Annotated in this window: 14 protein-coding genes; 10 read left to right on the forward strand and 4 right to left on the reverse strand. The window is 42.5% G+C overall.

The window, feature by feature from the left end; translation table 11 throughout:
- The first annotated feature begins 57 nt into the window (after nt 1-57).
- Complete coding sequence (locus DYI81_RS13255) at nt 58-720, forward strand: glutathione S-transferase (RefSeq protein ID WP_117007800.1); 663 nt, start codon at nt 58-60, stop codon at nt 718-720.
- Between the two features lie 83 nt (nt 721-803).
- Here DYI81_RS13255 and phoR read toward each other — a convergent pair whose 3' ends face one another.
- The 3 genes from phoR to DYI81_RS13270 all read right to left on the reverse strand — a co-directional run bounded on the left by phoR (nt 804) and on the right by DYI81_RS13270 (nt 3,809).
- Nucleotides 804-2,162, reverse strand: coding sequence for a phosphate regulon sensor histidine kinase PhoR (phoR, locus tag DYI81_RS13260; protein WP_106985282.1), 1,359 nt, complete (start codon nt 2,160-2,162; stop codon nt 804-806).
- Nucleotides 2,163-2,171: 9 nt separating this feature from the next.
- Nucleotides 2,172-2,882, reverse strand: coding sequence for a phosphate regulon transcriptional regulator PhoB (phoB, locus tag DYI81_RS13265; RefSeq protein WP_106985283.1), 711 nt, complete (start codon nt 2,880-2,882; stop codon nt 2,172-2,174).
- A gap of 219 nt (nt 2,883-3,101) precedes the next feature.
- Nucleotides 3,102-3,809 carry a TetR family transcriptional regulator gene (locus DYI81_RS13270; protein WP_117007824.1) on the reverse strand — a complete coding sequence of 236 codons (708 nt, stop codon included), beginning with the start codon at nt 3,807-3,809 and terminating at the stop codon, nt 3,102-3,104.
- Between the two features lie 220 nt (nt 3,810-4,029).
- Here DYI81_RS13270 and DYI81_RS13275 point away from each other — a divergent pair, with 220 nt between their 5' ends.
- The 9 genes from DYI81_RS13275 to DYI81_RS13315 all read left to right on the forward strand — a co-directional run bounded on the left by DYI81_RS13275 (nt 4,030) and on the right by DYI81_RS13315 (nt 12,282).
- Complete coding sequence (locus DYI81_RS13275; RefSeq protein ID WP_106985284.1) at nt 4,030-4,866, forward strand: SDR family NAD(P)-dependent oxidoreductase; 837 nt, start codon at nt 4,030-4,032, stop codon at nt 4,864-4,866.
- Between the two features lie 219 nt (nt 4,867-5,085).
- Nucleotides 5,086-6,027: a TauD/TfdA family dioxygenase gene (locus tag DYI81_RS13280; protein ID WP_117007801.1), complete on the forward strand. Its 942-nt coding sequence runs from the start codon at nt 5,086-5,088 to the stop codon at nt 6,025-6,027.
- A gap of 120 nt (nt 6,028-6,147) precedes the next feature.
- Entirely contained in the window at nt 6,148-6,852 is a 705-nt protein-coding gene (locus tag DYI81_RS13285; RefSeq protein WP_117007802.1) for a Crp/Fnr family transcriptional regulator, read from the forward strand.
- Between the two features lie 102 nt (nt 6,853-6,954).
- Complete coding sequence (locus tag DYI81_RS13290; protein ID WP_106985287.1) at nt 6,955-7,170, forward strand: TOBE domain-containing protein; 216 nt, start codon at nt 6,955-6,957, stop codon at nt 7,168-7,170.
- A 13-nt stretch (nt 7,171-7,183) separates the two neighbouring features.
- Nucleotides 7,184-8,695 (forward strand): hypothetical protein, encoded by a 1,512-nt coding sequence (locus DYI81_RS13295; protein ID WP_117007803.1) that lies wholly within the window; start codon nt 7,184-7,186, stop codon nt 8,693-8,695.
- A 29-nt stretch (nt 8,696-8,724) separates the two neighbouring features.
- The gene (locus DYI81_RS13300; protein WP_117007804.1) at nt 8,725-9,774 is read left to right on the forward strand and encodes an ABC transporter substrate-binding protein; all 1,050 of its coding nucleotides are present in this window, start codon (nt 8,725-8,727) and stop codon (nt 9,772-9,774) included.
- 25 nt (nt 9,775-9,799) lie between these two features.
- Nucleotides 9,800-10,651 (forward strand): ABC transporter permease, encoded by an 852-nt coding sequence (locus tag DYI81_RS13305; protein WP_240627415.1) that lies wholly within the window; start codon nt 9,800-9,802, stop codon nt 10,649-10,651.
- 14 nt (nt 10,652-10,665) lie between these two features.
- Nucleotides 10,666-11,427, forward strand: coding sequence for an ABC transporter permease (locus tag DYI81_RS13310; protein ID WP_117007805.1), 762 nt, complete (start codon nt 10,666-10,668; stop codon nt 11,425-11,427).
- 18 nt (nt 11,428-11,445) lie between these two features.
- Nucleotides 11,446-12,282, forward strand: a complete 837-nt coding sequence (locus tag DYI81_RS13315; protein ID WP_106985291.1) for an ABC transporter ATP-binding protein — start codon at nt 11,446-11,448, stop codon at nt 12,280-12,282.
- Nucleotides 12,283-12,375: 93 nt separating this feature from the next.
- Here the strand turns inward: DYI81_RS13315 and DYI81_RS13320 are convergent, their stop codons facing one another.
- Complete coding sequence (locus tag DYI81_RS13320; RefSeq protein ID WP_117007806.1) at nt 12,376-13,746, reverse strand: LLM class flavin-dependent oxidoreductase; 1,371 nt, start codon at nt 13,744-13,746, stop codon at nt 12,376-12,378.
- Nucleotides 13,747-13,788: the final 42 nt, after the last annotated feature.

Genomic DNA, 13,788 nt, shown 5'->3' on the forward strand with positions numbered 1-13,788 from the left:
GCGTGCAACCAGTTTTCGGCTTTAAATAACAATAAAAATGAGAGAGGAGTAAGTGAAATGTTGAGGCTGCATCATTTAGAAAAATCACGTTCATTTCGGATTTTGTGGGCTTTGGAAGAGCTGAATCTCGACTATCAAGTAAAATATTATCCTCGGCAGGCCGATTACTCAGGCTCACCTGAATTAAAAAAAATCCATCCTTTGGGAAAAGCACCAGTGCTAGAGCACGATGGCGTGGTGATTGCGGAATCCGCTGTCATTTTAGAGCATGTGCAAGCGCAGTTTGATACAGCCTCAAATTTCAAGCCTACAGAACTTAACGCACAGCAACAGTACCGTTATTGGATGCACTATGCAGAAGGCTCACTGATGCCTTTATTGGTGATGACCTTGGTGATGGAAAAAATGCCGACGCATGTACCTTGGCCGATTCGACCAATTGCCAAGAAAATTGGCGAAGGGGTGAAAGCCGGTTTTGTGGGGGCACGTTTGCCTGCACATATTGAATTTATTGAACAGCACTTAGCACAACATGATTATTTTGCAGATGATTTTAGCTTTGCCGATATTCAAATGAGCTTTCCGCTGATTGCATTACAAGAGCGGACAGGGCGAAGTTATCCGCAAATTCAAGCCTATGTTGAGCGCTTAAAACAGCGCCCAGCGTATCAGCGTGCACTGCAAAAAGAACGTGCTTTAGAGCAATCAGGCAAGCTTTAACTGTAGATATTTAGAAATAAAAAACGGGCGATCTGCCCGTTTTTTTATGTTGAGATCTGCCCGTGTTATACGATGCCGAAAGATTAAGAAACGTGATAAAGACGTTCTTTGGGAAACACCACTTTAAATATTGAACCTTGGTTTTCTTTAGATTCAATTTCGAGGTAGGCCTGATGTTGCATCAGTACGTGTTTTACAATCGCTAAGCCTAATCCTGTGCCACCACTTTGACGGCTACGTGCACTGTCGACGCGATAGAAACGTTCAGTCAAACGTGGTAAGTGTTTAGGGTCAATCCCGATACCCGTATCTTCCACTGTAAAATAACCATGCTCACCATCATCATGCCAGCCCATAGTCACCGTACCGCCTTTTGGAGTGTACTTAATGGCGTTGGTAATGAGGTTGCTAAAGGCGCTGGCCAGTTCACTGTCGGAGCCGATCAAGTCGCAGTGGCTATCGATGTCTAAATTGAGTGTATGGCCATAATCGACGTTATACGCATGCGCATCATCATACAGCTGGCTCATTAAGCTTGGCATTTCAATAATCTGATTTTTAGCAATTTTCTTTTCGTTTTCTAAACGTGATAACAGCAGTAAATCATTGACCAACGCATTCATACGACGGGTTTGTGCCTGCATTAAATCTAAGGCACGTTTCCAACGCGGATTTAAATCTTCTTGATCATTAAAGGTTTCGATATAGCCACTGAGCACTGTGAGGGGAGTTCGTAGCTCGTGGGAAATATTGTCGACAAAGTCTTTACGCATTTGTTCAAGATTGTGCATACGGGTGACGTCATAGGCCACCAGTAAACGACTTTCCCCACCAAAGCGGGTGAGTTTGACTTGCACATAATGATCTTCGAGTACCGAAGATTTCATTTTTAGACCGTCGGGTGCCAAGTCCAAATTATTAAAATATTCAATAAAGCTAGGCTGGCGCAAAATAGTCAAAATATTGCGACCACGGTCGAGTCCTTGAATGCCCAATAGTTTTTCGGCTGCGGGATTCCACCATTCAATTTGGTGCATTTCATCAATTAACACCACCGCTTCAGCTAAAGCGACCAAAGATGATTGTGCACGATCAATCAAGCCCACCATTTCGGCTTGTACAATCCGTTCTTGGCGCTGTGCTCGATAGACATTAAACAACAATGCACCCCAAATTCCATGAAGGTTTGGAGGCACATCGTATGGACGGTTTGAAATCCAGTCATTGACTAAATATAAGGAACGCATTTGCTGGGCAAAAAACAGTGCAAATGCGAGCGAAATACAAATCCAAAAATATCCGATGCCAAAGCCAATCAAGGCTGCAATAAGCAGAAAAAATGCCAGCAAGCGCATGTCTTGCTTGGCAAATGTCCAGAGGCTGCTATAGCGAAACGCTTTGTGTTCTTGAGCAAGCTCTGGGACCGGGTAGGGTTCGTACATATATTTTAATTAACCTAAAACAGCATCCGCACGGGTAGAAAAACGGTAGCCTGTGCCACGGACAGTTTGTACAAAACGGTCTGCATTGTACGGTTCAAGCACTTTACGTAAACGGCGAATATGAACATCAATGGTGCGGTCTTCAATATACACATTTCCGCCCCAAACTTGGTCTAAAAGTTGAGCACGGGTATAGGCGCGCTCTGGATGAGTCATGAAAAATGCCAATAAGCGGTATTCAGTTGGGCCCATTTCTAAAATATTATTGCCAAAGCTTACACGCTGGCTCATTGGGTCTAATAATAAACCATTGGCATCAATGGTTTTTTCTCCACCTAAAGCATTCGAGCGACGCAGTACTGCTTTAATGCGTGAGACCAATTCACGCGTTGAAAATGGTTTGGTCATGTAATCGTCTGCACCTGCATCGAGACCTTGAACTTTATGGTCTTCTTCACTGCGTGCAGTGAGCATAATGACGGGAATTTCAGAGAGGTTTTCATCTCGTTTTAAGCGACGACATAAGTCGACACCGCTGACACCGCCAGGCATCATCCAATCCAAAAGAATCAGTGCAGGACGTTGGTCAACAATCATCTGATGCGCTTGACGGGCATCTTCAGCTTGCTGACATTGAAAACCTGCCATATCCAAAGAGGTATGGATCATTTCCCGAATCGGGAGTTCATCATCAACAATTAAAATGTAGTCATCTTTCACAGCGCAATACCCTATTTCATGTGTGTTAACGGCTGACCGTCTTATATTTATGACAGGCTTATTACAAAGATTAATTATGACAGTATCATTGCAGGAAAGCCCAAAATGCTGGTTTTTGCAAAGAATTGTGACAATTTTCTATACAATTTTGCTAGATTTCACGCGATATGTATCGCAATCGTTTGCTAAAAAATGGGTGTTGTAAATCACACGAATATTTTAAATATCAATGGATTCGGCGCTATTTTCTTCTTTGTCGGCAGAGAAAGTATCGAATAAAGATAAAAACACAATGCTGCAAGATGATAAAACTTGTTCCATCGATTGTTTAAAGCCACTCATGACCCAGCGAATGGCAATTTGTGTGACATAACCATTTAAGCCTGAGGCCACTAAGGAAATTTCGTCCTCAGTTTTTTTAATATGTGGCATGCTCAGCATCACAAAGGCTTGAATCATTTGGTCAAAGCGCGCCATGGTTTCATGAATGGTGGCTTGGTTGTGGAGTTCTTGCACCAACATGGCGTCGATATAAATAATACGTGCCATACGTGGATCATTTTTGAGTGTAGTTAATAGTGCAGTCAGTCCAGATTCGATCATTTTTTTGGGATCAGCGGAGGCCTGAACAATCGCTTGCATAACGTTTTGTTGTAGTTGATCGATCAATTGTAAAAAAATGGTTTGAAATAGATTTTCACTTTTTTTAAATGACTCATAAAAATAGCGTTCAGTCAGCTTGGCTTCATTACAAATGTCTTTTACCGTCACTGAAAAAAAGCCCTGTGTACCATAGGCTTCAATTCCAGCTTCAATCAGTTTTTCACGGCGCTGTTGCTTGCGTTCGGATAGGGATAGACCTTTAAATTGACGTTCTTTGGTCTTTTTTATGGTTGGTGTTGCTATCCGCTTTTCTGTTTCAGTCATCGGCCACATGCGCCCATTTTCAATCTATTCTGGCGCTATCTTAACAACAAATTGGCATTTGACCTATGGTCTGGTGTTTACAATCTGAATGTCTATCGCGTCCCAATATGATATTGACAATATAAATTGTCAAAACTATATTGAATTTAAATTGGTACAGATCAGGCCATTCGGCCCATCATGTTATTCGTTTGCGCATGCACGAAAAAAAGGACAACACATGAAAAATTTTAAAAACAAAGTGGCAGCAATTACAGGCGCAGGTTCTGGTATTGGGCAACAACTGGCAGTTTTATTGGCAAAGCAGGGCTGTCATCTTTCATTAAGTGATGTGAATGAGCAAGGCTTGGCAACAACACTTGAATTAATTAAAGACAGCAATGTGCGTGTAACCACCAAAAAAGTGAATGTGGCTAAACTGGATGAAGTTCGTGCTTGGGCACAAGACACCGTGCAAAATCATGGATCAGTCAACATGATTTTTAACAATGCAGGCGTGGCTTTAGGCTCGACCGTTGAAGGCGCGAGTTATGAAGAACTTGAATGGATTGTAGACATCAACTTCTGGGGCGTTGTGTATGGCACTAAAGAATTTTTACCGCTCATCAAAAAAACCGGTGATGGTCACATCATTAATATTTCAAGCTTGTTTGGCTTAACAGCACAACCGACGCAATCGGCATATAACGCAACTAAATTTGCAGTGCGTGGTTTTACTGAGTCATTGCGTCAAGAGTTGGATATGGAAAATAGTGGCGTGAGCGCGTTGTGTGTACATCCAGGAGGGATCCGTACCAATATCGCCAATGCAGCGAAGATGAATGACAGCTTAAAGAGCTTGGGCATGAACCCTGAAAAGTCTGCAAAATCTTTTAATAAATTATTGCGTTGCCCACCTGAAGAAGCTGCGCGTCAAATTTTAGAAGCGGTGCAAAAAGACAAACGTCGTTTATTGATTGGTAACGATGCAAAAACATTAGATTTAATTCAACGTATTTTACCAACGGGATACCAAAAAATTACCGCTTTGGCGACCAAAATAGGCAAGGGTAAATAAGCCCAGCTTTCAGTCTATGTTGTATAAAAGCCCTGCAATTGCGGGGCTTTTGCGTTTTTAAAGAGGGCATAAATGTAGCCACTTTCGCAGTACAGGAATTTAGTTATCTGAAATCGAGTATAAGAATGTCAAAAAATTGACAGATTGGAATAAGCAAACTGTTCATGATGAGTTCACAGACAAGCAGTCTTAACAATTTTAATAAATGAGGAACTGATCATGGGCTACCAATTTCAACACATTCAAGTTAAACCCATTAATGGCCGTATAGGCGCGGTGATTGAAGGCGTGACACTTTCGGCTGATCTGGAAGATGCCATTGTTCACGAAATTAATCAGGCTTTACTGCAACATAAAGCGATTTTCTTTAAAGGCCAACAGCATTTAGATGATGCTTCACAAGAAGCATTTGCAGCGCGTTTGGGGACGCCACTCAATCATCCGACTGTGCCAGTAAAAGATGGTTCTGCACATATTTTAGAAATTGATTCACGTGGTGCACGTGCCGATGCATGGCATACAGACATCAGCTTTATTGAAGCTTATCCAAAAGCATCAATTTTACGTAGTGTGGTCGCACCTGAAGTGGGTGGCAATACGGTATGGGCCAATACATCGACCGCTTATGATGATTTGCCAGCAGAGCTGAAAATTTTAGCGGATAGTTTACGAACGGTGCATAGCAATAGCTATGACTATGCAGCTAAAGCCAGCATTCCACCAGAAGTACTGGCACGTTATAAAAACTATTTCAATTCGACAGAATATGAAACAGAGCACCCTTTGGTACGTGTGCATCCTGAAACAGGTGAAAAAACCCTATTGCTAGGCAGTTTCTTTAAAAACTTTGTTGGCTATAGTTCGTCTGAATCGCGCCGTTTATATGATTTGTTCCAAAGCTATGTGGAAAAATTAGAAAATATTGTGAGCTGGCGCTGGGATGCAGGCGATATTGCCATTTGGGATAACCGTGCAACACAGCACCGCGCAATCAATGATTATGGCGATCAGCATCGTGTGGTGCGCCGTGTCACTTTAGAAGGGGATACGCCCGTGGGTGTAGATGGCCAGCCAAGTAAAGTGCTACGTAAAGATGTGAAAGAAGATATTTCAAATCTACGCTATAGCAGTGAAAACGGCATTTATGAAAAAGCTTCATAAAGAAAGCTGTTGTGATGTAAAACTTTGCATTTAATATGCAAAACAATACAGAATTAGTGATTCGCTAAGCTTAAATTATCCATCTAATATAGAATAAAAATATATTGGATGGATTAATTTATGCTTAATTCTGATTTAAATAAAAATATTAAAAATAATGTTTTAAGAAATAATTTCAAAACATTGTCTGAATATAAAATTGATGAAATAAATCGAAATTCAGTTATTAAGAAATATCAAAAAGGCGATTTGATTTTAAATAAAGAAAACTGTAAGGAATCGATTTACATTTTACTCGATGGGATTATCCAAATTGGATATTTAAGCCCATTGGGGCGTTTTCATGCCTTTAATTATTTCTCTGAAAAGAGCCCCATGAATTTGGCTGTATGCATCAATCAGCAAGCCATCGATTATAATTTCTATGCTTTTAATCAGGTGAAAGTATTGCAAATTCCAATGGCATTTTTTGAACAAGAAATTAAACATAACAATAACTTAATGCATGATGCTTTGAGCATCATTAGCGTGCGCATGCAACAATTACTAGAGCAAATGAAGTTTTTGCAAGTCGCTAATTTACATCAAAAAGTATGTAAGATCATCATTGATCTGTCGCAGCAGTACGGTACAGCGCATCGCTTAGGCACCGAAATTCAATTAAAAATATCGCAACACGATTTGGCCGATTTATTGTCTTCTTCTCGGCAAACGATTAATAAAGAAATTAAACAACTTTCTGAGCGTGGGGTGATTTTTTGGCAGTATGAAAATATTATTGTAAAAGATGATGATTATTTAAAATCACAGGTGAATTGGATTTAGTTTATATTTTATAAAATAAGATATAAAAATCAATTTTAATTATTTTTTATTATTTAATAAATCAGTCATATTAAATTCCAACTAAAACAACTGGAATTTAAAATGACAATTCAATCTATTAATGTGCGTAACCAAATTAAGGGGACGATTCAAGAAATTGTAAAAGGCGATGTGGTTTCTGAAGTCGATGTGGTGACCGCATCGGGTGTGTTTACTTCAGTGATTACCACGCGCTCCGTCGCGGAATTAGATCTTCAAGTCGGCAGCCAAGTGATTGTGCTGATTAAGTCGACCGATGTGTCACTTGCGAAACTGTAGGTGAACATCGTTTATGAGCCAGTCCATTATTCAACCGATACGTTCAGGTACATTTGCTTTAACGCTTTTAAGCGCAAGCATTGGCATCAGTCATGCCGAAACTGATATTGGTCAATTACAACAGCAGGTTGCCCAGTTAGAGCAATCTTTAAAACAATTAAAATCAGAATTGGGCCGTATACAAGGGGGAAGCGCCACTGCGCCTAAAGCGGTTTCCGCGGATGGCGCAGATGAGCTGAGTGCAACAGATGATTCAAGTGCAGAAGAGGATGCGACTGGACAAAATTTTGTAACCCAAGCCGAGCTTCAGGGTTTGCAAAGTGATATTGAAAACTTTAAGTATCAAGTACAGCGCGACCGAGATACCAAAACCGCACTTTCTACACGCCAGCTGTTAATCAATGGTGTTGTACAAGCTAAGGCATCTTATAGCGATGAAGCCCAATTGGTGCAGCCGCAAGGGCAAAATACTGGCGCTGCGGTGAACAACCGTCGTTCGTCATTTGACTTGGGTGCGGTGCAAATTGGCTTTGCCGGCAATCTATTCAAAGACTATGAGCAAGGCAAAAACCTCGACTTTAATTTGCGCTTTGGTACGTCCCCACAAACGGGTACCAACAACAGTTATCTGAATCTGCTAGATGCGCAGTTAATTTACAACGCGCTTCCGACTTTAAGTGCCGATACGGGTCGTTTGAGTGTGGCTTTGGGCCAGCAACTCTTGCCATTTGGCCAAGAAGTGCAAGCGACTGAAGACTTAAAACCAACCATTAATAATGCGCTCTTTAGCTTACCGGGCTATGGCTATGGTTTAGCGCTGCGTGAGGTGGGCCTGATTGTGCGCGGAGATGCCTTTCCAACCGTGGATTATGGCTATAACTACCGTTCACCAATGTTGAGCTATGCCTTTGGCTTAGTGAATGGCAATGGTGCAAACAAATCAGACGATAACGATGACAAAAACTTTATTGGCCGTCTGCGCTATACCTTACCCGCTGAGTACAACTCGTGGCTGCGTGAGCTGAGCTTCGGGGTGTCGTGGTATCAGGGCAAGAGCAACTTATTTGACACTACAGGTGCTTCAGCTGCCTTTGCAGGTAAAGGCGATGTGCTGCGTAAAGGCTTTGATCTCTATTACAACCATCATCCTTTTGGGGTGACCTATGAATATGTGCAGGGTGAAGATCAAACCTTTAACCCGCAGTCCGCAACTGTGTATAAGCGCGAAAGTGAGTCGCATACCGGCACACTGTTTTGGAACTTTGGTGAGCAGTTTGTCAAAGGTTTTCGCAACCAAGGGCGCTATGACGACTGGTGGCCGAAGTCTTATCAAGCCTTTTACCGTTTTGACAGCATTGACCGTGATAAGAATGCCGCCAATCAAAGCATTGATATTCATAGCTTAGGTTTAAATGCATTTTTTGCAGAAACCACGAAATTCCAAATCAATTTGAATCATGTGAATAACGAAATTAGCAATAAAACCTATAACGAGTTGGTCGCACAGCTCCAATACGGCTTCTAAATTTTTAAAAATAATGAGGAATCATCTCTATGAAAACGTGGTCTAAAATTTTATTTACTAGTGCGATTGCTGTAGCGACGCTTGTGCCTACGGTACAGGTATTTGCCGCCGAAGCAAAACCGACGGTGATCCGCCTTGCCTCGCCTTTAGTAGGCTCAGGCAACCGTCCTGTTGGTTATGGCAGTTACTATGCCACGACGCAAACTTTAGGTTTACTAGAAAAAGAATTCCAAAAAGATGGCATAAAAGTCCAGTGGAACAACTTTAAAGGCGCTGGCCCTGCCATTAATGAATCTTATGCCAATGGTTTAGTAGATATTACTTGGCTTGGCGATTTGCCAGCATTAATTGGTAAAGCCAGCCGATTAGATACCAAATTGATCGCGATTGGTGGCACACATGACAATACCTATTTGGCGGTGCCGCCAAGTTCTCAAGCCAAAACTTGGGCCGACTTAAAAGGCAAACGCATTGGCTTTTTCCGTGGTACAAGTTTGCATTTGGCGCTGTATCAAATTATTAAAAAATATGGCTTGACCGAAAAAGACTTTCGCTTTGTTAACGTAGATGGTGCCGTAGGTTATGCCGCTTTGGCCAGTGGTGATCTAGACGCTATTTTTAGTAATCAGTCTTTATTTCCTGTGGTGGACCGTGGCATTGCCAAAATTATTTATAGCTCTAAAAAAGAGCCGACCAATTTACAAAGCTCAGGCTATGTTTTGGTGAGTTCAAAGTTCGAACAAAAATATCCAGAAACAGTGCAACGAGTTGTGAATGTGCTGGTAAAGCAGGCAGCGTGGGAGTCTGAGCAGAAAAACCGTGAGGCACTCTTCAAGCTGTGGTCGAAATCGGGTCTGTCTTATAGCACCTTTGTACGTGCCAATGAAGGTGTCGATTTAAAGCAACATAGCGATCCTGTGATTGATGCTGCCAGTATTAGCTTGCTTAAGCAAAAACTCAAAGCGGGTCAGGACTTAAAACTGATTCGAGGCAACATTGATGTGGATACATGGGTTGAACCAAAGTATGTCAACAATGCGATCAAGAGCCTGAATCGGCAAAACGTATGGGGTAAATGATCACCCCGCGGGTGAAGGAGAAAAAATGATGCTCAAGGACATAGAACTGGATGCATCCAAGACTGGACTTGAGCAGGTGGCGTCACCTGCATTTAAAAACCTGTACAGTTTTGTGAAAAGTAGTAGCGCCTTACGTTGGGTGATTGGATTTATTTTTCCTGTGCTGTTGCTGTTTTTATGGCAAATCGCAGTGGAAAAAAGCTGGGTTAATCCCTTGCTCTTACCTGCACCTGATTTGGTATGGATTGCACTCAAAGATTTATACAGCAGTGGAGAGCTGTGGAGCAATTTAAAAGTCAGCCTGAGCCGTATTGGTTATGGTTTTAGTGCGGGCATTATCGTGGCCTTAGTCTTAGGACTCACCATGGGGTTATCACGTCGAGCGGAAGCTTATATTTGGCCGACCTTTAAAATTATTAATTTGGTTCCTGTAGTGGGTTGGATTCCCTTACTCATTTTATTGGTGGGGATTGATGAAGCCCTCAAAATTATTTTAATTGCCAAAGCCACCCTCGTACCGATGACCATTAATGTATTTAAAGGCGTACGCAATATACCGACACAGCTGAGTGAAGTTGCTGAAGTGTACCAGTTAAGCCCGTGGTCTAAATTCAAAAACCTAGTTTTACCTGGTGCATTTCTGAGTTTTATTGGTGGCTTACGCTTATCCCTTGCGAGTGCGTGGGGCACCTTGGTGGCCGTAGAGCTGTTAGCTTCAAGTGAAGGCATTGGTTACGTAATGGTGTATGGGCGACAGATTTTTCAGTTAGATGTTGTATTGGCAACAGTGATTGTCATTGGTCTGGTTGGATTCGTTTTTGATGCCTTGATTCGCTTACTGCAACGTCAGTTCAGCGGATGGAATCAACAAAGTTAAATGGAGAATGATGCATGAGAAAGTTTGATTATCGTGGTGCAGTCATTCCATTGGCTTTGCTACTGATTTGGCAATTGGTCTCGGCTTTCAATTGGGTGGATGCAGCGCTCTTACCTGCACCGAAAGCTGTACTGGCTGTATTGATTGAGGCTGTCCAATCGGGTGAGCTGTATGAAAATGTCGGGTCGAGTTTATTACGTAATACTGCGGGATTTGTGATTGGCGGTGTGCTCGGAGCTGTGTTGGGTTTGTTATTAGGGCTCAATATTTGGTTAGACCGCATATTTTCACCCACTTTAAATGCCATTAAGCATGTGGCGATTTTTGCATGGATACCCTTAATGATTATGTGGTTTGGCAATGCTGAAAAATCGAAAGTGATTTTTATTGCATTGGTGGTGTTTTATCCCGTGTTTTTTAATACCTACGATGGGGTGAAAAATGTGCCTACTAAAGTGAAAGAAGTCGCGCTCATTTTTAAACTTAACCCTCTACAACGCTTTTTAAAAGTTATTTTACCTGCGGCTACACCGAGTATTTTTGCAGGTTTGAATATTGCCTTGGTGTTCTCTTGGGTGGCCACAGTTGGGGCAGAATACTTTTTTATCGCCGCGCCTGGGGTAGTGAATCCAATTTTAGACGGCCAAAACCTATTTCAAATGGAAGTCGTGCTGTATGGCATGCTGATTATTGGAGCAGTCGGTCTACTGTTTTCTAAAGCTGCGCAATATTTTGAAAATTACAACCTACGCTGGCGCCAGGATGCCAATAAATAAAACAATGAGGATAGACACATGAATCAAGTCGTTAATTTTTCCAACCCAGTAGCCAGCTCAGTCAAAGGTCAGGTACAGATCCAACAGCTCAACAAGTTTTTCCCTAAAGAGGGTGAGCAATTACAAGTTTTAGAACAAATTAATTTAAATATTCAGTCAGGCGAATTTATTAGTATTGTGGGCAGCAGTGGCTGCGGTAAATCAACATTACTCCGCTTGTTGGTTGGGCTGGACGCTGAGTTTCAGGGCAAAATTTTGATTGATGGCGAGCCAGTTAAGGGGACCAGCTTAGAACGCGGTATTGTGTTTCAAGACCATCGTTTATTTCCATGGCTGAATGTCGAGCAGAACGTGGCATTGGCCCTAGAAAAGAGCACTCTATCTAAGGCAGAAAAGCAAGAGTTAATCGATTATCATCTGGAATTGGTACAGCTCAGTGGCTTTAAAAAGGCCTATCCAAGCCAGCTTTCTGGCGGGATGAGTCAACGTGTTGCGATTGCACGGAGTCTGGTTAATCGACCGCAAATTTTACTATTAGATGAGCCTTTTGGTGCATTAGATGCATTAACCCGTGCCAACTTACAGCAAGAGCTGCAACGAATTTGGCAGACTGAAAAGATCACCAGTATTTTGGTCACACACGATGTTGAAGAAGCGGTTTTACTTGGCGATCGTGTTGTGGTGATGGAGCCACATCCAGGCCGTATTAAGCGTATTGTTAATGTCGATTTGGAGCGTCCGCGTAAACGTGAAGATTTCCGTTTGGCGGCCATTAAAAATGACATCCTGCGGGACTTTCAAGATGTTACACAGCATCTGCCACATGAATTGGAGCAGTTTAAAGTGGCATGGTAAGCAGCTCTTCCAAACGTCGATAGCACATTTAAAAGCCCGCAATATGCGGGCTTTTAATACAGCGAGGATTGGTTTTTTATATTTTACGCTGGCTTAGGATGCCTGCGCTTGTTGATGCTGTATCGCATGTTGGTTTTCAGGACGTTTCAAACCCAAGTTTTCTCGCAGGGTGCTTCCTTCATATTCGGTGCGGAATAAGCCACGACGTTGTAACTCAGGCACAATCAGTTCCACAAAATCAATTAAACCTGCAGGTGTAGACGGCGGTAAAACATTAAATCCATCTGCAGCCTCATTTTCAAACCATTCCTGCAGCTGATCGACCACTTGTTCAGGTGTACCAATTAAAGTCCAATGGCCACGTGCCGAGGCAACGTATTCATATAACTGGCGAATGCTAAACTGATGCTTATGCGCAATATCAATCATCATTTGCTGACGGCTGGTGAAGTTAATTTCACTTTGCTTGAGTTCTGGGAAGGGCGCATCTAAATCGAATTGAGATAAATCAATATGGCCTGCTAGACCAGAAAGCAGTCCCAAGCCTACATCGGGATGAATCAGACTGTTTAAAAGCTGATATTTTTCCTGCGCTTCCTGTTCGGTTTTGGCTACAAATACTGAAACCCCTGGCATGATTTTCAAGTCATCGGCATGGCGGCCGTATTTGGCTAAACGCGATTTCACATCGCGGTAGAAGGCTTGCGCATCGCTCAAGTCTTGTTGCGCGGTAAAAATCACTTCGGCATATTTGGCTGCCAGCTCTCGGCCATCTTCAGACTGCCCAGCTTGTACAATAACTGGATAGCCTTGTGGTGGGCGCGGGACATTTAATGCGCCTTGAACTTGAAAAAATTTGCCACTATGCAAAGGTTCATGCAGTTTACTGGCATCAAAAAATTGTCCGCTGGTTTTGTCATATTTGAAGGCATCATCTTCCCATGAATCCCATAATTTTTGCGTGACCTGAATAAATTCATCGGCACGTTCATAGCGGATGGTTGCATCTGGGTGGGCATGTGTGCCAAAGTTACGGGCAGTGTCGGGCGAAATAGTGGTGACCACATTCCATGCGGCGTGGCCTTTGCTAATATGGTCTAAAGAGGCATATTTTCGCGCCAGTAGATACGGCTCTTCATAGGTGGTGGATGCAGTGGCAATAAAGCCGATATGTTGGGTGACCGCGGCCAAGGCTGCAAATAAAGTCACAGGTTCAAAGCCTACGGCTTTGTCGGTATAGCCAATGCTACCTTTATGCTGGGATGCGCCGTGGCTCCAGTTGACAGAAAGGCCATCTGCAAGAAAATAAGCGTCAAATAAGCCCTGTTCTGCGGTTTTTGTCAGTTCAATTATATAATCAAGACTGAGGTGATCTTGCGGGCGGGACTGCGGATGTCGCCAGCCTGCAGCATGTTGTGAGGTTGCTGGAATAAAAGCACCCAGTTTAATTTTTCGTTGCGTCATGCGACTTCCCTTATTATTACTATCTATTGATAACAAGGGGTT

The organism is Acinetobacter sp. SWAC5, from assembly GCF_003419885.1.
Taxonomy (GTDB): domain Bacteria; phylum Pseudomonadota; class Gammaproteobacteria; order Pseudomonadales; family Moraxellaceae; genus Acinetobacter; species Acinetobacter cumulans.